The organism is Pseudomonas nitroreducens (assembly GCF_010994165.1).
GTDB lineage: Bacteria > Pseudomonadota > Gammaproteobacteria > Pseudomonadales > Pseudomonadaceae > Pseudomonas > Pseudomonas nitroreducens.
The window spans coordinates 414,705-437,603 of record NZ_WMBX01000003.1; the positions used below are offsets into that span (position 1 = coordinate 414,705).

A 22,899-nucleotide genomic window follows, 5' to 3' on the forward strand; every position below is an offset into this window, starting at 1 on the left:
GGGAAATTCAGGCGCTTGGCTGGAAGCGTAGGCGAGGGCAGGCGCGCCTGCCGGGGCGGTTACAAGCTCAGGCGCATCGACAGGTCCAGCGCCTTGACGTCCTTGGTCAGGGTGCCGATGGAGATGTAGTCCACGCCGGTCTCGGCGATGGTACGCAGGGTGCTCTCGGTGATGCCGCCGGAGGCTTCCAGCTTGGCGCGGCCGGCGGTGAGGGCGACGGCGGTGCGCATGTCGTCCAGGCTCAGCTCGTCGAGCATGACGATGTCGGCGCCGGCGTCCAGGGCCTGGCGCAGCTCGTCCAGGTCTTCCACTTCGATTTCCACCGGCTTGCCCGGGGCGATCCGCTGGGTGGCGGCGATGGCCTGGGCGATGCCGCCACAGGCGGCAATGTGGTTTTCCTTGATCAGGAAGGCGTCGTACAGGCCGATACGGTGGTTATGGCAACCGCCGCAGGTGATCGCGTACTTCTGCGCCAGGCGCAGGCCGGGCAGGGTCTTGCGGGTGTCGAGCAGCTTCACGCCGGTGCCGTCCACCAGGTTGGCGTAGTGGCGAGCGCGGGTTGCGGTGCCGGAGAGCAGCTGGAGGAAGTTCAGGGCGCTGCGCTCGCCGGTGAGCAGGGCGCGGGCGGGGCCTTCCAGGGTGAACAGGGTCTGGTCGGCGCTGACCTGCTCGCCATCGCTGACCTGCCATTTCACCTGCACGCGCGGATCGACCTGGCGGAATACCTCGTCGACCCAGGCAGTGCCGGCGAGGGTAGCGTCCTCGCGGGTAATGATGCGGGCGCTGGCGGCACGCTCGGCGGGAATCAGTTGGGCGGTGATGTCGCCGCTACCGACGTCTTCGGCCAGGGCGGCACGGACGTTGGCCTGGATTTCCCCGGAAAGCTCGGCGAGGGTGAGGTTCGGCATGCAAGGCTCCTGTTCGCAGTGGCGCGATTATACGGGCGGCGGCGCGTGACGTGCAGGGAGTGCCATTTTTTGTCTCATCGCGGGATCTGTCGGACGGACGGCGCCTACTGCTCTGTGAATTTCTTCAAGAATGCGTGAAATGTCTCTTGGTTGCGTAAGAAGCTTCCCTATAATGACGTTGAACCTTTCCGCTTTTTGACGCCACTAAATTGACGTTATGGATGACGCTTCGATGACTGTTGGTGCCGCCAGCCAGGTCTGACGGCAGGAGACTTGCGATGCAGAACGACGCGAACGTAGTGCCGCTGAACAAGCCGGCCACGGAATCCTCGCAGACTTCGTTCGCTGGACGCGTTCCGGCGGGGCTCGTCGCTGTCCGCGACAAGGTCGCCGTCCAGTTGCGTCATGCCATGCAGGCCCTGTTCGACAACGCCGACGATACCCTGTTCGAGATGGCCGATCGCGCCGCCAACAACGCCGAACAGAGCGCCTATTTCGAGGCCATGCGTGACCTGCGCCTGAAGCGCAAGGGGATCGAGCGTGGCTTCCTGCAGAAGGTCTTCGAAAGCTTTGCCAACCTGAACCAGTATGAAATCGGCCGCGCGCCGGTGCTGGATACGGTTTCCTACGAGAATCTCACCCTGGTGCAGAACGACGAGCTGGAAGAGTCCGTCGCCCTGGATGCCATGGTCGCCAAAGTGATGAGCCGCGACGGCGTTGCCCTCACTCACCTCACCACCCGTTTCAATACCCTGGTCAGCAAGAAGGTCGAGGACAAGACCAACCCGCTCGGCCCGCGCCAGCTCTGCGAGGCCTTCCTGGAGGCCTGCCGCGGCCTGGGTGTGGAGATCAAGGTCAAGCTGATCATCCTCAAGCTCTTCGAGAAGTACGTGCTGGCCGATGCCGAGCACCTGTACGCGGAAGCCAACCAGACGCTGATCGCCCTGAACGTGCTGCCGGAGCTCAAGTCCGTTCCGCTGCGTCGCCCGCCGCAACGTACGGTGCCCAGCAGCCAGGGCGCTGCCCCGGCCGCCGCTGGTGCCGCCGAGGCCGGCGAGCAAGCAGGCGCTGGCCAGTACATGGACGCCGACAGCCAGGCGGCCTTCGCGGCCCTGCGCGACCTGCTCTCGCAGGTGCGCGGCAGCGCAGCCCCGGCGCGCCCGATGCCTGCCGATGCAGTGCCGATTTCCAGCAACGACCTGATGCGCCTGCTGTCCCACCTGCAGTCGCACCTGCCGGCGCAGAGCATCGAAGAGATCGATGTGCGCCAGCACCTGGACCACCTGCTGACCCGCGTCAGCAGCAAGAGCGGCCGTTCCCGTGTGGTCGGCCAGGTGGACGAGGACGTCATCAACCTCGTCTCCATGCTCTTCGAATTCATCCTCGACGACCGCACCCTGCCGGATTCGCTCAAGGCCCTGATCGGCCGCATGCAGATTCCGATGCTCAAGGTCGCGGTGCTCGACAAGACCTTCTTCAACCGCGGCAGCCACCCGGCGCGCCGCCTGCTCAACGAGATCGCCTCGGCCGCCCTGGGCTGGGCCGAGCATTCCGACGGCCAGCGCGACCAGCTGTACCAGAAGATCGAGCAGGTGGTGATGCGTCTGTTGAATGATTTCGTCGACGACCCGGCGATCTTCTCCGAGCTGCTCGACGAGTTCATCGCCTTCACCGGCGACGAGCGCCGTCGCAGCGACCTGCTGGAGCAGCGCACCCGCGATGCCGAGGAAGGCCGCGCCCGCGCCGAACTGGCCCGCCAGGACGTGGAAGGCGTACTCAATGAGCGCCTGCTCGGTCGCACCCTGCCCGAAGTGGTGGTTCGCTTGCTGCAGGAGGCCTGGAGCCAGGTCCTGCTGCTCACCTGCCTGAAGCACGGCACCCATTCCGCCGAGTGGGAAGGTGCGCTGGCGACCATGGACGACCTGATCTGGAGCGTGGAGCCCCACGAGGACCCGGACTCCCGTCTGCGCCTGCTGGAGATGGTGCCGCAGTTGCTCAAGTCGCTGCGTGAAGGGCTGGCTTCGGCTGCCTTCGATCCGTTCTCCACGGGCGAATTCTTCAGTCGCCTGGAAGGGCTGCACGTGCAAGCCTTCCAGCGCTACAAGCAGGTCGAGGAAGCTCCGCTACTCGACCTGGAAGACGACCTGCCGCTGCTGGACGATCCGCTGGATGCTCCGGCAGCCGCCGCGCCTGCCGCTGCGCAGCCGGCGATGGTCGCCGTGGTCGAGGAAATCGTCCTCGCCTCGCCGGAACCGGCCCGTGTGGTGGAGCCCGAAGAAGCTTTCGCCGATGACGACGAGTCGCTGCGCAAGGTCGACGACCTGCGTGTCGGCAGCTGGGTGGAGATCCAGGAAGACGAAGAGCACAAGCTGCGCTGCAAGCTGGCTGCGGTGATCCGCCCGAGCGGTCGCTACATCTTCGTCAACCGCACTGGCATGAAGGTGCTGGAAAAGACCCGCATGGGCCTGGCCGTCGAGTTCCGCCGCAATGCCGTGCGTCTGCTCGACGATGCACTGCTGTTCGACCGCGCCCTGGAATCGGTGATCGGCAACCTGCGCCGCCTGAAGAACGCCTGAGTCCGCTGGCCGCGTGCCAGCGGGTGCATTTCCCCCGTCGCCTGCTTTAGAGTGGGGCTCTGCCAAGGAGTCTCCATGCAGATCGACCCCGAATCCGGCTGGTGCCTCGACGCCCAGCGCTGCCCCTCGCCGAACTTCAACGCCCGCCCCGATGGCGAGGAAGTCTCGCTGCTGGTCATCCACAACATCAGCCTGCCGCCCGGCCAGTTCGGCACCTGCAAGGTGCAGGAGTTCTTCCAGAACCGTCTCGATGCCGACGAGCACCCGTACTTCGCCAGCATCTGCAGCCTGACGGTGTCCGCGCATTTCCTCATCGAGCGCGACGGCTCGCTGTTCCAGTTCGTCTCCTGCAACTCGCGCGCCTGGCATGCCGGCGTGTCGAGGTTCGATGGACGGGAGAACTGCAACGATTTCTCCATCGGTATCGAACTGGAAGGCACCGACATCGAACCCTACAGCGACCGCCAGTACGAAGTGCTGGCCGAGCTGACACGGCAGCTGCGCAAGGTCTATCCCGCGATCACGGCGGAGCGCATCCAGGGGCATTGCGACATCGCGCCGGAGCGCAAGACCGACCCCGGCGAGGCGTTCGACTGGGCGCGCTACCTTGCCGATATCGGCGCGGCTGTGAAGAAGGAGTCGACATGAGTTTCCTGGTGCTGTTGCTGGTCCTGTTGGTCGAGAAGTTTTCCAGCTGGCGCTCGCGGGTACAGCGTGACGGCTGGTGGCTCGGCTGGCTGGATACCGTGGGTGGCGTGAAGTCGCTGGTGGCGCAGCCCTGGCTCGGCCTGCTGGTGGCCATCCTGCCGCCGCTGCTGTTGCTGGCGCTGCTGCTGACCATTCTGGAACCGGTGGCCTACGGCCTGCTGGCGCTCCCGGTACAGCTGCTGGTGGTGGTCTGGAGCCTGGGGCGCGGTGATGTGCTGCGTGCCATCGGGCCGTTCCGCGATGCCTGGCGCCGTGAAGATGCCCAGGCGGCCTACCATGTCGCCGAGCGAGACCTGGGTGTGCAGGTCCAGGCCGATGGTGACGACGATCTGTTCGCCGTGGTGCAGGGCACATTGGTGTGGGAGGCCTACCAGGCCTTCTTCGCGGTGATCTTCTGGTACGCCCTGCTCGGCCCGGTGGCCACGCTGGCCTACCGCCTGCTCGCCATCGCCGCCGAGCAGGGGCGCCAGCCGGTGCTGCGCGAGCGCGCCGCACAGTTGCGCCATGCCTTCGACTGGCTGCCGGCGCGGGCACTCGTGCTGAGCTTCGCCCTGGTGGGCAACTTCGTTGCGGTGACCCGCACGCTGCTGCACGACCTGCTGGCCTGGGATGTGCCTGCCGCTCGTCTGCTGGCGCGCGCCGGCTACGTCGCCGAAGACTTCAACGAAGGCGGGCTGGGCGCCAAGGGTGTCGCCAGCCTGGACGCCCTCTGGCAGCTGCTGGTGCGCTCTGCGGTGCTCTGGTATGCGGTCTTCGCCATCTGGACGCTGCTGCTCTGAGGCTGCGAATCGGGCCGGCTGCCGCCGGTCCGATGATGGCATTTTAACCTTAAGTTACAGAACTTCCCGCCGATATCAGGTACACATCGATTCCAAAGCGCGAGATGACGGTTGCTGCAAGATAGTGGCCGCGCCGATGAGCGCACTTGGCGACACCCCGTCCAGGGGCGCGCCGCACCATCCCCGACAAGCGACATAACAATAACGGGAACAGGAGACGTCTTTCGTGAGGACCGTGCTCTATCCGGCCATCGCGCTGATGAACCGTCTGAGCTTCGGCATGAAGTTCAGCCTGATCAGTGTGCTGTTTTTCCTGCCGATGCTGATTACCAACTTCTACCTGGTGCGCGACTCCTACGGGCAGTTCGTCAGTACCCGTGCCGAACTGGAAAGCCTCCAGCTGATCGGCAACGGACTGCAGGTGCGCCGTCATCTCGAGTCCTACAACGATCTGCTGCAGATCAACGGGGTGCTTGGCCAGTCGAACAAGTCTTCCGGCATCGACTCGCGCATCAGCCAGTTGCACAAGGACCTGCAGACGCAGATCGAAGCGCTGCAACCGGTCACCCAGGACGCCGAGCAGATTGCCGAGTTCAACACCAAGCGCGATGAGCTGCTCGCCAGCCTGAAGGGCGTCGACGCCGAGGGCTCGCTGCAGAGCAAGTCGGCCATGGCGGCGCGCCTGCTCAGCGAAGTGCAGGTCTTCAACAAGCTGCTGGTGTCCCAGGCCGGTCTTAGCCAGGACGATGCCCGCGACCTGCGCCAGTTGGCCGAACTGATCACCTCCGGCACTCCACAGGTGACCGAGACCCTCAGCCAGGGTCGCACCATGGGTGCCAGCGCGCTGGGCCAGGGCTTCCTGAACTCCTCCACCAGCAGCAAGCTCGATGACCTGCTGCAGGAGCTGGAGAAGCTCCACGCCGAATACGGGCTCAAGCTGCAGGAGGCGCTGGGCGCCAGCGCTGCAGCGCAGAGCGCGCTGGCCGCCGATGCCCAGGCCAGCCGCGAAACGATCAAGGCCATGGGCAAGCTGTTCGAGGACAAGGTGGTGATGGCCGACACCCTCGACACGCCCTGGCTCGACTTCTACGAACAGGTCAGCAAGGCGATCGAGCAGACCTACCGCCTGGACGACCATGTCCTGCAGTTCTTCGACGGCCAGTTGCAGGCCCGCCTGGCCAGCAAGCAGCGGCAGATGGTGTTGCTGGTGGTGGCGCTGCTGGTGGTGTTCGTTTCCATCGTCTACCTCTACGGCGGCTTCTACGTCTCCACCCGCACCACCCTCAAGAGCCTGGGCAAGATGATGGAGCGCGTCGCCGCCGGCGACATGACCGTCAACTTCCAGGCCCAGAGCCGCGACGAGCTGGGCGAGCTGGGCGATGCCTTCAACCAGACCGTGTCGAAGATCCATGACCTGATCGAGCAGGTCGGTCGCACGGTCAGCGAAGTGGAGCGGCAGACCGTGCGCGTGGAGTCGGTTTCCGCCGAGAGCAACCAGGCGGTAGCCGGCCAGCGCAACCAGATCGAGCAGGTCGCCACGGCGATGAACCAGATGGCCGCAACCGCCCAGGAGGTCGCGCGCAGCGCCGCCGTGGCGGTGGGCAGTGCGCACAACGTGAACCAGGAAACCACCAGCGGCCGCGCCCTGGTGGCGTCCCAGGTGGGCAGCATCCAGCGCCTGGCTGGCGAGATCGACGAGTCGGTGGCGGTGATCAACCAGCTGGCCGCCGACAGCGCCTCGATCAGCCGCGTGCTGGACGTGATCAAGGGCATTGCCGAGCAGACCAACCTGCTGGCGCTCAACGCCGCCATCGAGGCGGCGCGTGCTGGTGAGCAGGGCCGGGGCTTCGCCGTGGTCGCCGATGAGGTGCGTACCCTGGCCAAGCGCACCCAGCAGTCCACCGAGGAGATCGAGCAGATGATCGCCCGCCTGCAGAACGGCGTGGGCGCCGCCGTGAAGGCCATGGGCAGCAGCCACCAGACCGCCGATGGCACTGTCAGCCAGTCGGCCCAGGTGCAGCAGGCGCTGGAGAATATCCTCAGCGCGGTCGGCGCCATCGTCGACCAGAACCAGCAGATCGCCGCCGCCGCTGAACAGCAGACCGCCGTGGCCCACGACATCGACCAGAACATCGTCGAGATCAACCAGGCCGGCGAGCGCACCTCCGAAGGTGCCAGCGAGACCGAGCGCGCCAGCCGCGAACTGGCCGGGCAGGTGGTGGAACTCAAGCGGCTGATCGGCGCGTTCCGCGTCTGATCCCGGGTTGTGCGAGGCAGGCGCAGCGGTCCGCCTCGCTACAGGGTTTTCGCCAGCAGACCGATGTCCGTGGGTCGCACGGATGCACCCCATCTCACGGGCATCGGTTTGTCGGTGAATTCGACATGCGGCTTTCTGTAGGAGCGAGCTTGCTCGCGAACGGAGTCAGCCGGTCACTTCATTGTTGGGCGGTTCGCGAGCAAGCTCGCTCCTACAAGTAGGGCGGTTCAGCGCCAGCCGAACAACTCCATCGCATTGCACGTGCTGGCGCTGGCCAGCTCTTCCGGGCTGATGCCCTTCAACTCCGCCAGTGCCACGCAGATCTCCGGCAGATGTTCCGGGCTGTTGCGTACGCCGGGGTACATCGACGGCGCCATGTCCGGCGAGTCGGTCTCCAGCACGATGGACTCCAGCGGAATCTCCGGCACCACCTTGCGCAGGCGGTTGGCCTGCGGCCAGGTTGGCGCGCCGCCCAGGCCCAGGCGGAAACCCAGCTTGAGGTATTCGCGAGCCTCTTCGCGGCTGCCGGCGAAGGCGTGGACGATGCCCTGGCGCTGGGGCTTGTAGCGCTTGAGCGTGGCGATCATCGCCGCATGGGCGCGACGCACGTGCAGCAGCACCGGCAGCTCGAAGTCGATGGCAATGCGCAACTGCTCCTCGAAGATGGCCTGCTGGCCCTCGCGGTCGAGTTCTTCCAGGTAATAGTCCAGGCCAATCTCGCCCACCGCGCAGAGCTTCGGGTGGCCGGCGAGACGCTGTAGCCACTCGCGCAGCGCAGCGAGGTGTTCCGGCTTGTGCCGCGCCAGATAGATCGGGTGCAGGCCCAGGGCGGCGTAGAGGTCCGGCTCGCTGTCCACCAGCGCCCAGACGTCCTCCCAGTTCTCGCGGAACACTCCCAGCAGCACCTGTCGTTCCACGCCCCGCTCGCGGCTGCGTTGCAGCACGGCGGCGCGGTCCTGCTCGAAGTCCGGGCAGTCGAGGTGGTTGTGGGTGTCGATCAGGCGCATCGGTTCACTCCGTGCGCAGCTTGAGGTTGCGCGGGATCGGGTGCACGCCGGGCGTGTAGCTGTTCTGTTCGATGGCGGCCAGCGCGAGATCCAGCGCGCGCTCGGCGATCAGCGCGTGCTGCTGGGAAATCGCGTTGACCTTCAGCGGAACGAAGTCCAGCAACTGGGTATCGCCGAAGGTGGCAATGCGCAGGTTCGCCGGCCAGCCGCTGGGCAGCGCCTGGAGCACGTCGAACACGCCTTCGAGCAGCACGTAGGAGGTGGTGATCAGCGCGTCGGGCAACTGCCCCTGGCCGGCCAGCAACTCCTCCATCAGGCGCCGGCCGCAGGGGCGACTGAAGGTCTCGCCGTGCTCGACCAGCACCTGGCCCTGGTAGTCGCGCAGGGCGCTGCGGAAACCGGCGGCGCGTTCCTGGGAAATGATCAGCTCCGGCCGCGCGCCAAGCAGGGCGATGCTGAGCGGCGCGGGTTTCAGCAAGCTGGCGGTGAGGCGCTGGCTGGCGTCGCGGTCGTCGCTGACCACCGAGCAGAAGCGCTGCGGGTCGAGCTGGCGATCCACCGCGATGATCGGCACGCCGTCAGCCTGCAGGCGGGCGTGGCTTTCGTCGCCGACGGGCAGGCAACTGGCGACGATCAGCGCGTCGCAGCGGCGCGCGCGGAACAGGTTGAGCACCTGGCGCTCGGTGTCCGGTTCGTCGTCGGAACAGGCGATCAGCAACTGGTAGCCGCGCGCCCGGGCACCTTGCTCCAGCAGCTTGGCGAGCTTGGCGTAGCTGGGGTTCTCCAGGTCCGGCAGGACGAAGCCCAGGGTGCGGGTCTGCCCGCGCCGCAGGCTGGCCGCCTGCTGGTCCGGGTGGTAGCCATGCTCCTCGATCACCGCGCGCACGCGCTCCACCGTGGCGGCGCTGATGCGCCGCTGCACGGCCTTGCCATTGATCACATAGCTGGCGGTGGTGACCGAAACACCGGCCAGGCGGGCGATATCACTGAGTTTCAACGCGGGATGCTGCCGACAATTGGGGGCTTCAAGGATCACGCATTATCGAGTAACGTTCCAGTCTCAATAGGTGAAACGATTCAGCATTGCGCGCGCAGTATTGCCTGAACCCTGTTCCTGCGCCGCAGCCTCTAAGCTGATCACCGTACAAGCGGATAACCGCCCCAGCGCCGGCACGCGCGAACGCCGGTGAGGAGAACGCGATGCTCGAATTCAACGCGCAGCAGGTCCGCATGGGCCAGCGCGCTGCCGACAAGCAGGCCGCCCTGGCCATGCTTGGCTCTGCCCTCGAAGACGATGGCCTGGTTGCCGAAGGCTACCTGGCGGGTATTCAGGCCCGTGAAGCGCAAGGCTCCACCTATCTCGGGCAGGGCATCGCCATTCCCCACGGCACGCCGGAAACGCGCCACCTGGTGCAGCGCACCGGCGTACGCCTGATGCACTTCCCCGAGGGGGTGGCCTGGGGCGACGGGCAGACCGTGCACCTGGCCATCGCCATTGCGGCCAAGTCCGATGAGCACCTGCGCCTGCTGCAACTGCTTACCCGTGCGCTGGGCGACGGCGAAGTAGGCCCGGCCTTGCGCGCAGCGGAAAAACCCGAGGACCTGCTGCAGCTGCTGCAAGGTGGCGCGCCTCAGCCGTTGCTGTTCGACGAGCATCTGGTAGGGCTTGGCGTCGCTGCCGAAGACTTCGACGAACTGGCGCTGGTCGGTGCGCGGCGTTTGAAGAAGGCCGGCTGCGTGGTTCCCGGCTTCGCTGCCGCGCTGCATGACCAGGAGGCCCTGCCGTTGGGCGCGGGGCTCTGGTGGCAGGACAGCGAGCAATGCGTCACTCGTCCGGGCCTCGTCTTCGTTACCCCCGCGCGCGAGCTGAGCCACGCCGGCCAGCCGGTGCGCGGCCTGTTCTGCCTGGCTCGCCAGGACGACGCGCACGAGGCGGTGTTCGCGCGCCTGTGCGACCTGCTGGTGGATGGCCGTGCCGGCGAGCTGGCCAGCGCCACCTCCGTACGTGCGGTGCTGGAAGCCCTGGGCGGTGAATTGCCGGTGGATTGGCCGAGCATCCGTGTGCCGCTGGCCAACCCGCATGGCCTGCATGCGCGCCCGGCGCAGGTGCTGATGCTGCTGGCGCGGGACTACAGCGGCGAAATTCGCGTGCGCATCGCCGAGGGCGACAGCGCCCCGGTTTCCATCCGCAGCCTGAGCAAACTGCTCACCCTTGGCGCGCGGCGTGGGCAGGTGCTGGAGTTCTTCGCCGAGCCGGAAATCGCCGAGGCCGCACTGGCAGCCGTTCGCGCGGCCGTTGAGCAGGGCCTGGGCGAGGAAGTCGAGCCGCTGCCGGAAACCCAGGAGCTGGTCGTCGACAGCGTGCGACAGGACGAGCAGGAATTGCAGGCCGTGCGGGCTCCCGAAGCGGGCGCGCAGTTGCAGGCCATTGCCGCATCGCCGGGCATTGCCCACGGCCCTGCGTACGTGCAGGTCGCTCGTGCCTTCGAGTTCGCCGTGCGCGGCGAGTCGGCGGACGTCGAGCGCCAGCGTCTCGATGAGGCGCGGATGGCCATCAGCGGGGAAATCGGAGCGCTGGTGGGGCGCAGCCAGGTCAAGGAAATTCGCGACATCTTCGGCACTCACCAGGCACTGCTGGACGACCCCGAGTTGCTCGACGAGGTGCAGGCGCGCCTGGCCGAAGGCGCCAGCGCCGAGGCGGCCTGGAGCCAGGTGATCGAACGGGTGGCCGGCGAGCAGGAGGCCCTGCGCGATGCGCTGCTGGCTGAGCGCGCGGCGGACCTGCGCGACGTCGGCCGGCGCGTGCTGGCGCGCCTGTGCGGCGTCGAGAGTGCGCTGGAGCCGAGCGAGCCCTACATCCTGGTGATGGACGAAGTCGGCCCCTCGGACGTGGCACGGCTCGATCCGGAACGCGTGGCGGGTATCGTCACGGCGCGCGGTGGCGCCACTTCGCACAGCGCGATCATCGCCCGCGCGCTGGGTATTCCCGCGCTGGTGGGCGCCGGGGAAAGCGTGCTGGCGCTGGAGTCCGGCACGGCGTTGCTGCTGGATGGCGAGAAAGGCCAGATGACGGTCGCCCCCGATGTACAAGCGTTGCACGCCGCCGAAACCCAGCGCGACCTGCGCCAGCGTCGCGCCACGCAGGCCGAGGCGCGCCGCCATGAGCCGGCGGTGACTCGCGATGGCCATGCCGTGGAAGTCTGCGCCAACCTTGGCGACACCGCCGGCGCGGCGAAAGCCGTGGATCTGGGCGCGGAGGGCGTGGGTCTGCTGCGTACCGAGTTCGTCTTCATGGACAACCCCCAGGCGCCCGACCAGGCAACCCAGGAGATCGAGTACCGCCGTGTGCTCGATGCCCTCGACGGCCGTCCGCTGGTGGCGCGCACCCTCGATGTGGGCGGCGACAAGCCGCTGCCGTACTGGCCGATCGCCGAGGAAACCAACCCCTACCTGGGCATTCGTGGCGTGCGCCTGACGCTGCAACGCCCGCAGATTTTCCGCACCCAGCTGCGAGCGTTGCTGAGTGCGGCTGCCGGCCGCCCGCTGCGCATCATGTTCCCCATGGTCGGCCAGGTGGAGGAGTGGCGGCGGGCGCGCGACCTGACCCACGAAATCTGCGCGGAACTGGGCGGTCAGCATGACCTGCAACTGGGCATCATGGTCGAGGTGCCTTCCGCTGCGCTGCTGGCACAGGTACTGGCGCGCGAGGTGGATTTCTTCAGCGTCGGTACCAACGACCTGACCCAGTACGCCCTGGCCATCGACCGTGGCCATCCGAGTCTGTCCGCCCAGGCCGATGGCCTGCACCCGGCGGTGCTGCAACTGATCGACATGACCGTGCGCGCCGCCCATGCCCACGGCAAGTGGGTGGGCGTGTGCGGCGAGCTGGCCGCCGACCCGCTGGCGGTGCCCTTGCTGGTCGGGCTGGGAGTGGACGAACTGAGCGTTTCGGCGCGCAGCATCCCGCTGGTCAAGGCGCGGGTGCGCGAGCTGGACCTGCCGACATCCCGCGAGCTGGCTCGCGCGGCATTGGCCCTGTGCTCGGCAGCGGACGTGCGCCAGAGCGTCGCCCTGGCGCTGCCGGAGGTGCACTGATGGCCCGTGTTCTCACGCTGACCCTGAACCCTGCGCTGGACCTCACCGTGCGCCTGCCGACGCTTGCGCCCGGCGAGGTGAACCGCAGCGAGTCGGCACTCAGCCAGGCCGCCGGCAAGGGCCTCAACGTTGCCCAGGTGCTGGCCGACCTGGGACATTCGCTGACCGTTGCCGGCTTCCTCGGTGCGGACAATGCGTTGCCCTTCGAGGCGTTGTTCCGTCGTCGTGGTTTCGTCGATGCCTTTGTCCGCGTGCCGGGCGAAACGCGGCGGAATATCAAGATCGCCGAAGGCACCGGGCGGATCACCGATATCAACGGTCCGGGCCCGGCAGTCAGTGGCGCCCAGCAGGATGCGCTGCTCGACCGCCTCGACCTGATCGCCGCCGATTTCGACATGGCCGTGGTCGCCGGCAGCCTGCCGCGTGGCGTCGATCCGCAGTGGTTGCGCGAGCTGTTGCTGCGCCTGCAGGGCCATGGCCTGAAAGTCGCCTTCGATTGCAGCGGTGCCGCGCTGCGCGCCGGGGTGGACGCCGCACCCTGGCTGATCAAACCCAACGACCAGGAGCTGGCCGATGCCTGCGGAAAGCCCGCTGGCAGCGCTGATGAGTTGGGCGCGCAGGTCGAATCATTGCGTGCGCGCGGTATCGAGCAGGTGGTGCTTTCCCAGGGCGCCGAGGGCGTGCGCTGGTTCGGTCCGCAGGGTGTCTGGCAAGCGGTGCCACCCAGGGTGGAAGTCGCCAGCACGGTGGGCGCCGGCGATTCCCTGTTGGCCGGCATGGTCCATGGCTTGCTCGCCGGTTGGCCGCCCGAGCGTGTGCTGCGCCAGGCCACGGCGGTGGCGGCACTGGCGGTCACCCAGATCCAGTTCGGCATCGGCGACGCGCAGCGGCTCAAGCGCATCGAGGACGCGGTGCAGGTTCAGGCGTTGGCCCCGTGCCAGCCCTGAGCGATAGAACAACAAGAGGTATGACGATGAACCTTGCCCTGATCACGGCCTGCCCCAACGGCCAGATTTCCAGCGTGCTCAGCGCCCGCCTGCTGCGGGCGGCGGCCGAGCGCCTGGGCTGGTCGGTGTGTGTCGAGCAACGCGACCCGCAGCATCCGGAACGCCAGTTGAGCGAAGGACAGATTGCCGCGGCCGACTGGGTGCTGGTGGTCAGCGCGCAGCCGCTGGATCTCTCGCGCTTCGCCGGCAAGCGCCTGGTGCAGGCGCGCCCGGCCGAGGCCTTGGCCGACCCGGCCGGTTTCCTCCAGCGCGCGGCGGCAGAGGCTCCCGTCTGGCAGCCGGGCGAGGCCTCGCCAGTGCCTGCCGCAACGGGACGCGTGGCGAAGGTCGTAGCGGTGACTGCCTGCCCGACCGGCGTGGCGCACACCTTCATGGCCGCCGAGGCGCTGCAACAGGCGGCGCAGCAGATGGGCGTCGAGCTGCGGGTGGAAACCCAGGGCTCGGTGGGCGCGCGCAATCCGCTGAGTGCGGAAGAAATCGCTGCTGCGGACGTGGTCCTGCTGGCGGCGGACATCGAGGTCAATCCCGAGCGTTTCGCCGGCAAGCGCATCTTCCGTTGCGGCACGGGTGTGGCGTTGAAGCAGCCCCAGGCGACCATCGAGCGCGCGCTGCAGGAGGCGACGACGGAGTCCGCCGCGTCCGCCGGCAACAGTGCGGCACCGACGAAGAACGAAGCGCGCGGCGTCTACAAGCACTTGCTCACCGGCGTGTCCTTCATGCTGCCGATGGTGGTGGCCGGCGGGCTGCTGATCGCGTTGTCCTTCGTCTTCGGCATCGAGGCGTTCAAGCAACAGGGCACCCTGGCGGCGGCGCTGATGCAGATCGGCGGTGACGCCGCGTTCAAGCTGATGGTGCCGATGCTCGCCGGCTACATCGCCTGGTCCATCGCCGATCGCCCCGGGCTGGCGCCGGGGATGATCGGCGGGCTGTTGGCGAGCACGCTGGGGGCGGGCTTCCTTGGCGGCATCGTCGCCGGTTTGCTCGCCGGCTATTCGGCGCGCGCGATTGCCCAGTGGGTTCCGCTACCGGCCAGTGTCGCGGCGCTCAAGCCGATCCTGATCATCCCGCTGCTGGCCAGCCTGTTCACCGGGCTGGTGATGATCTACGTGGTGGGTTCGCCGGTGGCGGCGATGATGAGCGCGCTGACCGATTTCCTCGCCGGCATGGGTACCACCAACGCCATCCTGCTCGGCCTGTTGCTGGGCGGGATGATGTGCGTGGACCTCGGCGGGCCGATCAACAAGGCCGCGTACGCCTTCTCGGTCGGCCTGCTCGCCTCGCAGAGCTACGCGCCGATGGCGGCAGTGATGGCCGGTGGCATGGTCCCGCCGATCGGCATGGGCATCGCCACGCTGCTGGCGCGGCGCAAGTTCGCCCAGAGCGAGCGCGAGGCCGGCAAGGCGGCGCTGGTACTGGGGCTGTGCTTCATCTCCGAGGGCGCGATTCCCTTCGCGGCCAAGGACCCGCTGCGGGTGATCCCGGCAAGTATCGCCGGAGGTGCGCTGACCGGCGCGCTGTCGATGCTGTTCGGCTGCAAGCTGCTGGCGCCCCATGGCGGGCTGTTCGTGCTGCTGATCCCCAACGCGATGAACCACGCGCTGCTTTACCTGCTGGCGATTGCCATCGGCAGCGTGGTGACCGGGGTGCTCTATGCGCTGCTCAAGCGCAGTGAGGCAGCGCCGATGATGGTGATGGGCGAGCAGGCGCCGGGGCGGGGTTGAGCATCCTGGCCTGGTCGGCGTGGGTGGGTTCGCGAGCAAGCTCGCTCCTACGAAGAGCCGTGTCCCTCGTGTAGGAACGAGCCTGCTCGCGAATGCTCTTCAGGCCGTGCGCCGCGTGCGTTGTTCGACGACCTGCGCCGGCACCGGCAGGCGGTGCGAGTCGCCGCGGCCCATGGGGAAGTATTCGAAGCCGTAGCGCGCCACGCGCTCGGGGTCGAACAGGTTGCGGCCGTCGAAGATCAGCGGGGACTTCAGGCGGCTGGCCACCAGCTCGAAGTCCGGCGCCTTGAACTGCCGCCACTCGGTGCAGATCACCAGGGCATCGGCGCCGCCGAGGGTGGCTTCCGGGGTGCCCATCAGGGTCAGGCGTTCATCGTGGCCGTACAGGCGCTGCGCCTCGGGCATGGCCTCGGGGTCGAAGGCGCGGACCTTGGCGCCGGCAGCCCACAGGGCTTCCATCAGGGTGCGGCTGGGGGCGTCGCGCATGTCGTCGGTGTTGGGCTTGAACGACAGGCCCCAGAGCGCGAAGGTGCGGCCCTTGAGCTTGCCGCCGTAGTAACTGTGGATGCGCTCGAACAGCTTGCTCTTCTGCCGCTGGTTGACCGCTTCCACGGCGCGCAGCAGGTCGCTGGAGCAGTGGGCTTCCTCGGCACTCTGGATCAGCGCCTGGACGTCCTTGGGGAAGCACGAGCCGCCATAGCCGCAGCCGGGATAGATGAAGTGGTAGCCGATGCGCGGGTCGGCGCCCATGCCCTGGCGCACGGCTTCGATGTCGGCGCCCAGGTGCTCGGCCAGCTCGGCGATCTGGTTGATGAAGCTGATCTTGGTGGCGAGCATGCAGTTGGCGGCGTACTTGGTCAGCTCCGCGCTGCGCAGGTTCATGGTCAGGATGCGGTCGTGGTTGCGGTTGAACGGCTCGTAGATCTCGCGCATGACGTCCAGCACCTCGGGGCTTTCGCAGCCGATGACGATGCGGTCGGGTTTGCGGCAGTCGGCCAGCGCCGAGCCTTCCTTGAGGAACTCGGGGTTGGAGACGATCTCGAAGTCCAGGCTGCGGCCTTCTTCGGCGAGCACCGCGAGTACCTTGGCCTTCACGCGGTCACCGGTGCCCACCGGCACGGTGGATTTCTCGACGATGATCACCGGCTGGGTACGGTGGCGGGCGATGCCTTCGGCCACGGCCAGCACGGCACGCAGGTCGGCCGAGCCATCGGGCAGCGGCGGGGTGCCGACGGCGATGAACTGCACGCGGCCATGGGCGGCTGTCTCGGCGACGTCGCTGGTGAAGCGCAGGCGTCCGGCTTCCAGGTTGTCCCTCACCAGCTCGGCCAGGCCCGGTTCGAAGATGCTGATCTGGCCGCGCTTGAGCTTGGCGATCTTGTCCTCGTCGATGTCCATGCACAGGACGTCGTGGCCCACTTCGGCCATGACCGCGGCCTGCACCAGGCCTACATAACCGATTCCGAATACGCTGATTTTCATGGTCTGCTCTCCCGAAAAGGGACTTGAAGCGGGATTGAGGTCAGTCGAACTGCGCGTGCTCGGAGCGAGCGTCGCTGGGTTTGATGACGGTTGTTCTGTCAGGTCGGCGTGGCGCGTTGATCGCGATCACGCCGGCGATCACCAGGGCTACGCCCAGTGTGCGCGGCAGGCTCAGCGGCTCGCCGAGGCCCGGCAGCACGGCGGCGCCGAGATAGACGAGGGCGTAGCTCAGGCTCAGCAGCGAGTAGGCGCGGCTCAGCGGCAGGTGTTTCAGGGCAAGCAGCCAGCAGAGCATCGACAGCGCGTAGGCGAGCACTGCCCCGGCCAGCGCCAGGAGCGCAACGATGTCGAGTTGCGCCGGGTCGAACGGCCAGTGCGAGGGCAGGCGCGACATGCTCCAGCGCATGCCCAGCTGCGCACTGCTCACCAGCAGCACGCTGCCCAGGGCGAAAGCGATGCCGCGCTTCACGAGTGCATCCCCAGCAGGGCGACGCCGCCGACGATCAGGGCCACGCCGAACCAGTGGCGGCCGTCAATGCGCTCGCCGAACAGGCGGCTCGCCAGTAGCGTCACCAGCACGAAGTTCAGGCTCAGCATCGGGTAGGCGACGCCGACTTCCAGGCGTTGCAGGACCAGCAGCCAGAGCAGCAGGCCGGCGCCCAGGCAGGCGACGGCCAGGATCAGCCAGGGTGAGAAGAGCTTCGCCGTCAGGCTCGAGGGCGCATCGCGCCAGCTTTCCACGGCGAACTTCTGCGCCAGCTGGCCCAGGCAGGTGAGCAGGCAGACGCCCGCCAGCAGCAGGGCAGTCATGGCGCGGCCTGCGGAATCAGCAGGACCACCAGGTGGTTCTGCCGGTAGCTGATGGCGTCGCTGGGCAGCATGGCCAGTTCCGCTTCGTCGCTGGCGCTGTTGACCCGCATGATCACGCCGATGGAGCCCTCGGCGCGGGTCCGGTCGATCCACGCGTGGATGCCCTCGGGCGGGATGCTGCGGCCCTGGCCTTCGGGGTAGCCGAGGCCGAACTTCAGCTCGCCCTCGGTGTTGAACAGCGTGATGTCGCTGCGCCGGGTGCGCCAGGCGAGCGCGGTGGCGGCGCCCAGGTCGTTGCTCAGCAGGCTGCGGGCGTCCTTGAGCTGGTCCAGGTGCTCGGCGATGAACTGGTCGGGCATCTTGCTGTTGACCATCTTGTTCGGCATCGCGTTGGGCACCAGGGCCACCAGCAGCCAGGCCGCGAAGGCCGGCGCCGCCCAGAAGCGAGTGGGGCGCAGCAGTTGCAGCAGGCCGGCGAGCAGCCAGGCGATGCACACCAGGGCAACCATCAGCACGCTGGGCAGTTCGTCGTGGTACTGCGGGTGCCGTGCCTGCATGAACAGCAGCCCGGCCAGCGCACTGCTGCCCAGCAGAAGATTGAGCGCGCCGTTGAACTTCAGGGCGACTTGCCGGTGCTGCTGCAGCGCACGGCCGAGGGCATCGGCCATCAGCAGGGCGAGCGGGGCGAAGCAGGGCATGATGTAGGTCGGCAGCTTTCCCTTGGCCAGGCTGAAGAACAGGAAGGGCATGACGAACCACAGCAGCAGGAACAGCAGCTTCGAGTCGCGCCAGCCCTGGATTGCGTTACGCAGCGCAGGGAAGACCAGCACAGCCCAGGGCAGTGCGCTGGCGAACAGCAGCGGGACGAAGAACCAGAATGGACGGCCGTGCTGGGCGTCGTCACCGGCGAAGCGGCGGATGTGCTCGTGCCAGAAGAAGAAGTCCCAGAAGTCCGGCTCGCGGGCGTGGATCAGCAGTACCCAGGGCGCGCAGACCAGCGCGGCCACCAGCACCGCCAGCGGGCCGTAGCGCAGCAGTTCGCCCAGGCGCTTCTGCAGCACGGCGTAGGGCAGGCCGACGATCACCGGCAACAGGAAGGCGAGGAAGCCCTTGGTCATGAAGCCGAAGGCGCAGGCGGCACCCAGCAGGCTCCAGGCAGCCAGGCGCCCGCGCGGGGTGCTGGCATCGAAAGCGAACCACAGGGCACCGAGGCTGAGGTTCACGCAGAAGGTGAACTGTGGGTCGAGGTTGGCGTAGCCGGCCTGCCCCGCGATCAACCCGAAGCTCAGGTACAGCAGACCGGCGGCCCAGGTGCGGCGCGGGTCGTTCCACAGGCGGCGGGCGACCAGGATCACCAGCAGGGTGCTCAGCGCGGTGACCAGTGCGGAGGCAAAGCGCACGCCGAACAGGTTCTGCCCGAACACGGCCTGGCTGGCTGCGATCAGCCAGTAGCCGCCGGTAGGTTTCTCGAAGTAGCGCAGGCCCAGCAGGTGCGGGGACACCCAGTCGCCGCTCTGCAGCATGGCCTGGCTGATCTGCGCGTTGCGCGACTCGTCCGGGATCCACAGGCCGTGGAAAGCCATCGGCAGCAGGATGCACAGGACGAAGGCGGCGAGCAGTGTCGGGTAGGCCAGGCGCTTCATGCGTGCTGCACCCCCAGCCAGCCTTCGCGGCCAGCCAGTTCGCCACGCACCAGGCTGGCGACGGGCAGGGTGGTCGGGTCGTCCGGCAGCAGCCGGCCCAGCGGGACGAAGCGGATGCCGCCGGCCCGTGCCTGGGCCAGCAAGCGGCGGAAGTCGTGGGCCATGAGAATGCCCTCGACCTCGGCGTGAATGGTGTACACGTTCAAGGCGTCCATGTCGAAACGGGAAAGGATGTAGTCATTGAAGGCGGACGGCGCCACCTGTGGACCGACGACCTCGTCGAAGGTGGGCATGTCCACCGGGATCTGCGGGGTGCCGGCGCGACCGTCGGCCAGGCGCGGGCGGAACAGCGAGCGGCCGCGGCAATCGCTGTTGTAGCGAAAGCCGAAGCGCTCCTTGGCTTCCACGGTGCGTTCGTCGGCGCGCCAGCCGGCCACCGCCGAGCACTCCACCGGGTTGCCGAGGATGTCGGCAAGAGTGTCGACGCCACGGCGGATCTGTTGTTCGAGCTGCTCGGTGCTCCAGCGGCCGGCGTTGGCCTGCCAGCCGTGGTGGTCCCACGCATGCAGGCCGACTTCATGGCCGGCGTCCTGGGCGCGCCGCATCAGGTGGCCCAGGTCGCGGCCGATCGGCTTGCCCGGCCAGGCGGTGCCGGCCAGCAGGATGTCCCAGCCATACAGGCCGGCGGCGTTGGAGCGCAGCATCTTCCACAGGAACTGCGGGCGGATCAGGCGCCACAGGTGGCGCCCCATGTTGTCGGGGCCGACGCTGAAGAAGAAGGTCGCCTTCACCTCGGCCTCGTCGAGCATGTCCAGCAGCCGCGGCACACCGTCACGGGTGCCGCGGTAGGTATCGACGTCGATGCGCAGTCCCGCTCTCATCAGGCGATGCTTTTCTGCAGCGGGAAGGCGTGGGGCACCCCACCGGCACGTTCGGCCAGGGCTTCGCGGAGGAAGAAGTCCAGGGTCTTGCCGATGGTGGCGGAGAGCTCCACGCTCGGCTGCCAGTTCAGCAGGCGACGGGCGTTCTCGATGCTCGGCTTGCGGTGCGACACGTCCTGGTAGCCGTCACCGTAGAAGCTGCGGCTTTCCACTTCGCGGAAGCCGGCGAAGGGCGGGAACTGGTCGCGCAGCGGGTGCGCCTCGAACTGACGCAGCAGCTCTTCGCCCAGTTGGCGGATGCTGGCTTCGTTGTCCGGGTTGCCGATGTTGACGATCTGTCCGTCGCAGCGGCTGCCTTCGTTGTCGATGATCCGCGCCAGCGCCTCGATGCCGTCATCCACGTCGGTGAAGCAGCGCTTCTGCTCGCCGCCGTCGACCAGGCGGATCGGCGTGCCTTCCACCAGGTGCAGGATCAGCTGGGTAATGGCGCGGGAACTGCCGATGCGCGCCGAGTCCAGGCGGTCCAGGCGCGGGCCCATCCAGTTGAACGGACGGAACAGGGTGAACTTCAGGCCCTTCTGGCCGTAGGCCCAGATAACGCGGTCGAGCAACTGCTTGGAGACCGAGTAGATCCAGCGCTGCTTGTTGATCGGGCCGACGATCAGGTTCGACTTGTCTTCGTCGAAGTTGGCGTCGGTGCACATGCCGTACACCTCGGAGGTGGACGGGAAGATCACGCGCTTGTTGTACTTCACGCAGTAGCGGACCAGCTTGAGGTTTTCCTCGAAGTCCAGCTCGAACACGCGCAGCGGGTTGCGGGTGTATTCGATGGGCGTGGCGATGGCCACCAGCGGCAGGACCACGTCGCACTTCTTGATGTGGTACTCGATCCACTCGGTGTGGATGCTGATGTCGCCTTCGACGAAGTGGAAGTCCGGGTTGCCTTTCAGGCGCTCGATGGCGTCGGAGCCGATGTCCAGGCCGTAGACCTCGTAGTTGCCGTCGCGCAGCAGGCGCTCGGAGAGGTGGTTGCCGATGAAGCCATTGACGCCGAGGATCAGTACGCGGGTCTTGCGCTTGGGTTTGCCGCTGGCGCCGTGCAGGCGCGAGCCGTCCACCAGGCCCATTTCGCGGGCCAGTTGCGGGCCGGCGAGGAACAGGCCGCTGTCGCCCTGCTGGCCGGAGAGGATTTCCAGCGAGTCAGCACCGCAGGCGATGCGCAGCGGGTCGACCGACAGGACCGAGCCGGCCGGCAGGCCGTTGTTGCCGGCGACCACGCGCGAGCTCCAGACGATCAGCTTGCGATCGCCCACCGGGGCGAAGGCGCCGGGGTACGGCTGGGTCACGGCGCGGACCAGGTTGTGCAGTTCGCTGGCAGGGCGCTTCCAGTCGAGCTGGCCGTCCGCAGGGGTGCGGCGACCGAAGTAGCTGGCGCGGGATTCGTCCTGGGCGACTTCCTGCAGCTCACCCCGAGCCAGGCGGGGCAGGGCGGAGGCGAGCAGCTCGCGGGTGGCTTCGCGCAGCTTGCCGTGCAGCACCAGTGCGGTGTCGTCCGGGCCGATGGCGACGCTCTGCTGGGCGAGGATGCCGCCGGCGTCGGCGCGCTTGACCATGCGGTGCAGGGTCACGCCGGTCTCGCTTTCGCCGTTGACCAGCACCCAGTTGGCCGGGGCGCGGCCACGGTAGCGCGGCAGCAGCGAACCATGCAGGTTGTAGGCGCCCTTGGCGGCGCAGGCCAGCAGCTCTTCGCTGAGCAGGTGGCGGTAGTAGAAGGAGAAGATGTACTGCGGCTGCAGTTCGCGGATGCGCGCAACCCACAGCGGGTGGTTGACGTCTTCGGGCGCGTGCACCGGGATGCCCAGGCGCGCGCAGAGTTGTGCTACGGAGCCGTAGAAGCGGTTTTCCTTGGGATCGTCGGCATGGGTGAACACGGCGTCGATCTGGTAACCGGCGGCGAGCAGCGCTTCGATGCCGGCGCAGCCGAAGTCGTGGTGGGCAAAGACGATGGTCTGCTGGGTCATGGCTGGATGGACTCGAAAGAAGGGGAAGAAGTAGTGATCTGGGCGCGCGGTGCATCGACGCGAACGATGCGCTCGATGAAGAAGCGGGGGCGGGCGCGCACGTCGTTGTACATGCGGCCCAGGTACTCGCCGAGCAGGCCCATGCCGACCAGCTGCACGCCGGTGAACATGAACAGCACGGCGAACAGCACGAACACGCCGTGGCCGGCCCAGGCGGCGCCGAACAGCAGGCGCAGCACCAGCAGCATCAGGGCGAAGGCGAAGCCGGCCACCGCCATGCCGCCGCCGACGAAGGACAACAGGCGCAGCGGCGAAGTGGTCATGCAGGTGACCAGGTCGAACATCAGGTTGATCAGGCGCAGGAAGTCGTACTTCGACTCGCCGTGCTCGCGCTCGGCGTGGGCGACGAGGATCTCGCTGGTATGGCGGGCGAAGCTGTTGGCCAGGATCGGGATGAAGGTGCTGCGCTCGCGGCAGGCGAGCATCGCCTTGACGATGCTGGCGCGATAAGCGCGCAGCATGCAGCCGTAGTCGTTCATCGCCACGCCGGTGGAGCGCTGCACGGCGAGGTTGATCAGCTTCGACGGCCAGCGACGCAGTGCCGAGTCCTGGCGTTGCTGGCGCACGCTGCCGACCACGTCGTAGCCCTTGGCGGCTTCTTCGACCAGGCGCGGGATTTCCTCCGGCGGGTTCTGCAGGTCGGCGTCGAGGGTGATCACCAGGTCGCCCTGGCATTGCTCGAAGCCGGCCATGATCGCCGCGTGCTGGCCATAGTTGCGGTTGAGGATCACCGCCACCACATGGCTGCCGGGCGCTTCGGCGGCTTCCTGCAGCAGGTCGGCGGAGCTGTCGCGGCTGCCGTCGTCGATCAGCACGATCTCGTAATCACGGCCCAGTTGTTCGCAGGCGGCGGTGGTGCGGCGCAGCAGCTCGGGGAGGCTGGCCTCTTCGTTGTACACCGGGATGACGATGGACACACGGTTGATCGGATAGGCTTTCACGGT

17 protein-coding genes and 1 pseudogene are annotated in these 22,899 nt (G+C 67.5%); 8 read left to right on the forward strand and 10 right to left on the reverse strand.

What is annotated here, in order from left to right; all coding sequences use genetic code 11:
- Window positions 1-59: 59 nt before the first annotated feature.
- On the reverse strand, window positions 60-908 hold the full coding sequence (gene nadC, locus GJV37_RS15280; RefSeq protein ID WP_170859542.1) for a carboxylating nicotinate-nucleotide diphosphorylase: 849 nt from the start codon (window positions 906-908) through the stop codon (window positions 60-62).
- 278 nt (window positions 909-1,186) lie between these two features.
- Here nadC and GJV37_RS15285 point away from each other — a divergent pair, with 278 nt between their 5' ends.
- The 5 genes and pseudogenes from GJV37_RS15285 to GJV37_RS29830 all read left to right on the forward strand — a co-directional run bounded on the left by GJV37_RS15285 (window position 1,187) and on the right by GJV37_RS29830 (window position 7,228).
- Window positions 1,187-3,484 (forward strand): DUF1631 domain-containing protein, encoded by a 2,298-nt coding sequence (locus GJV37_RS15285; protein WP_170859541.1) that lies wholly within the window; start codon window positions 1,187-1,189, stop codon window positions 3,482-3,484.
- Window positions 3,485-3,559: 75 nt separating this feature from the next.
- Window positions 3,560-4,132, forward strand: coding sequence for a 1,6-anhydro-N-acetylmuramyl-L-alanine amidase AmpD (gene ampD, locus GJV37_RS15290; protein ID WP_024765629.1), 573 nt, complete (start codon window positions 3,560-3,562; stop codon window positions 4,130-4,132).
- On the forward strand, window positions 4,129-4,971 hold the full coding sequence (gene ampE / locus GJV37_RS15295) for a regulatory signaling modulator protein AmpE (protein ID WP_193452702.1): 843 nt from the start codon (window positions 4,129-4,131) through the stop codon (window positions 4,969-4,971). The genes ampD and ampE overlap by 4 nt, the downstream gene beginning before the upstream one ends.
- Window positions 4,972-6,166: 1,195 nt before the next feature.
- Window positions 6,167-6,370, forward strand: a pseudogene (locus tag GJV37_RS29825) (HAMP domain-containing protein); the annotation flags it as partial.
- A 153-nt stretch (window positions 6,371-6,523) separates the two neighbouring features.
- Window positions 6,524-7,228 (forward strand): methyl-accepting chemotaxis protein, encoded by a 705-nt coding sequence (locus GJV37_RS29830; RefSeq protein ID WP_376784831.1) that lies wholly within the window; start codon window positions 6,524-6,526, stop codon window positions 7,226-7,228.
- Between the two features lie 227 nt (window positions 7,229-7,455).
- Here the strand turns inward: GJV37_RS29830 and GJV37_RS15305 are convergent, their stop codons facing one another.
- A complete protein-coding gene (locus tag GJV37_RS15305) occupies window positions 7,456-8,235 on the reverse strand; it encodes a TatD family hydrolase (RefSeq protein ID WP_193452703.1) in 780 nt (259 codons plus the stop codon).
- A gap of 4 nt (window positions 8,236-8,239) precedes the next feature.
- Complete coding sequence (gene cra / locus GJV37_RS15310; RefSeq protein ID WP_024765626.1) at window positions 8,240-9,232, reverse strand: catabolite repressor/activator; 993 nt, start codon at window positions 9,230-9,232, stop codon at window positions 8,240-8,242.
- Between the two features lie 203 nt (window positions 9,233-9,435).
- On the opposite strand from cra, the gene ptsP reads away from it, so the two are divergent.
- The 3 genes from ptsP to GJV37_RS15325 are packed head-to-tail and all read left to right on the forward strand — an operon-like array spanning window position 9,436 to window position 15,058.
- Window positions 9,436-12,330: a phosphoenolpyruvate--protein phosphotransferase gene (gene ptsP, locus GJV37_RS15315; protein ID WP_193452704.1), complete on the forward strand. Its 2,895-nt coding sequence runs from the start codon at window positions 9,436-9,438 to the stop codon at window positions 12,328-12,330.
- The gene (gene pfkB / locus GJV37_RS15320) at window positions 12,330-13,277 is read left to right on the forward strand and encodes a 1-phosphofructokinase (protein ID WP_193452705.1); all 948 of its coding nucleotides are present in this window, start codon (window positions 12,330-12,332) and stop codon (window positions 13,275-13,277) included. Before ptsP ends, pfkB begins: the two co-directional genes overlap by 1 nt.
- Window positions 13,278-13,303: 26 nt before the next feature.
- On the forward strand, window positions 13,304-15,058 hold the full coding sequence (locus GJV37_RS15325) for a PTS fructose-like transporter subunit IIB (RefSeq protein ID WP_065084840.1): 1,755 nt from the start codon (window positions 13,304-13,306) through the stop codon (window positions 15,056-15,058).
- 99 nt (window positions 15,059-15,157) lie between these two features.
- Here GJV37_RS15325 and GJV37_RS15330 read toward each other — a convergent pair whose 3' ends face one another.
- From GJV37_RS15330 to arnC, 7 genes are read right to left on the reverse strand one after another with little or no spacing between them, the layout of a single operon-like run.
- A complete protein-coding gene (locus tag GJV37_RS15330; protein ID WP_193452706.1) occupies window positions 15,158-16,540 on the reverse strand; it encodes a UDP-glucose dehydrogenase family protein in 1,383 nt (460 codons plus the stop codon).
- Window positions 16,541-16,580: 40 nt separating this feature from the next.
- Window positions 16,581-17,009 (reverse strand): 4-amino-4-deoxy-L-arabinose-phosphoundecaprenol flippase subunit ArnF, encoded by a 429-nt coding sequence (gene arnF / locus GJV37_RS15335; protein WP_024765621.1) that lies wholly within the window; start codon window positions 17,007-17,009, stop codon window positions 16,581-16,583.
- Window positions 17,006-17,350: a 4-amino-4-deoxy-L-arabinose-phosphoundecaprenol flippase subunit ArnE gene (gene arnE / locus GJV37_RS15340; RefSeq protein WP_024765620.1), complete on the reverse strand. Its 345-nt coding sequence runs from the start codon at window positions 17,348-17,350 to the stop codon at window positions 17,006-17,008. Before arnE ends, arnF begins: the two co-directional genes overlap by 4 nt.
- Window positions 17,347-18,993 (reverse strand): lipid IV(A) 4-amino-4-deoxy-L-arabinosyltransferase, encoded by a 1,647-nt coding sequence (gene arnT, locus GJV37_RS15345; RefSeq protein ID WP_024765619.1) that lies wholly within the window; start codon window positions 18,991-18,993, stop codon window positions 17,347-17,349. Before arnT ends, arnE begins: the two co-directional genes overlap by 4 nt.
- Window positions 18,990-19,877 (reverse strand): 4-deoxy-4-formamido-L-arabinose-phosphoundecaprenol deformylase, encoded by an 888-nt coding sequence (gene arnD, locus GJV37_RS15350; RefSeq protein WP_162484001.1) that lies wholly within the window; start codon window positions 19,875-19,877, stop codon window positions 18,990-18,992. The genes arnT and arnD overlap by 4 nt, the downstream gene beginning before the upstream one ends.
- Window positions 19,874-21,895, reverse strand: coding sequence for a bifunctional UDP-4-amino-4-deoxy-L-arabinose formyltransferase/UDP-glucuronic acid oxidase ArnA (gene arnA / locus GJV37_RS15355; RefSeq protein ID WP_193452707.1), 2,022 nt, complete (start codon window positions 21,893-21,895; stop codon window positions 19,874-19,876). Before arnA ends, arnD begins: the two co-directional genes overlap by 4 nt.
- On the reverse strand, window positions 21,892-22,896 hold the full coding sequence (arnC, locus tag GJV37_RS15360) for an undecaprenyl-phosphate 4-deoxy-4-formamido-L-arabinose transferase (RefSeq protein ID WP_024765616.1): 1,005 nt from the start codon (window positions 22,894-22,896) through the stop codon (window positions 21,892-21,894). Before arnC ends, arnA begins: the two co-directional genes overlap by 4 nt.
- Between the last annotated feature and the right edge of the window lie 3 nt (window positions 22,897-22,899).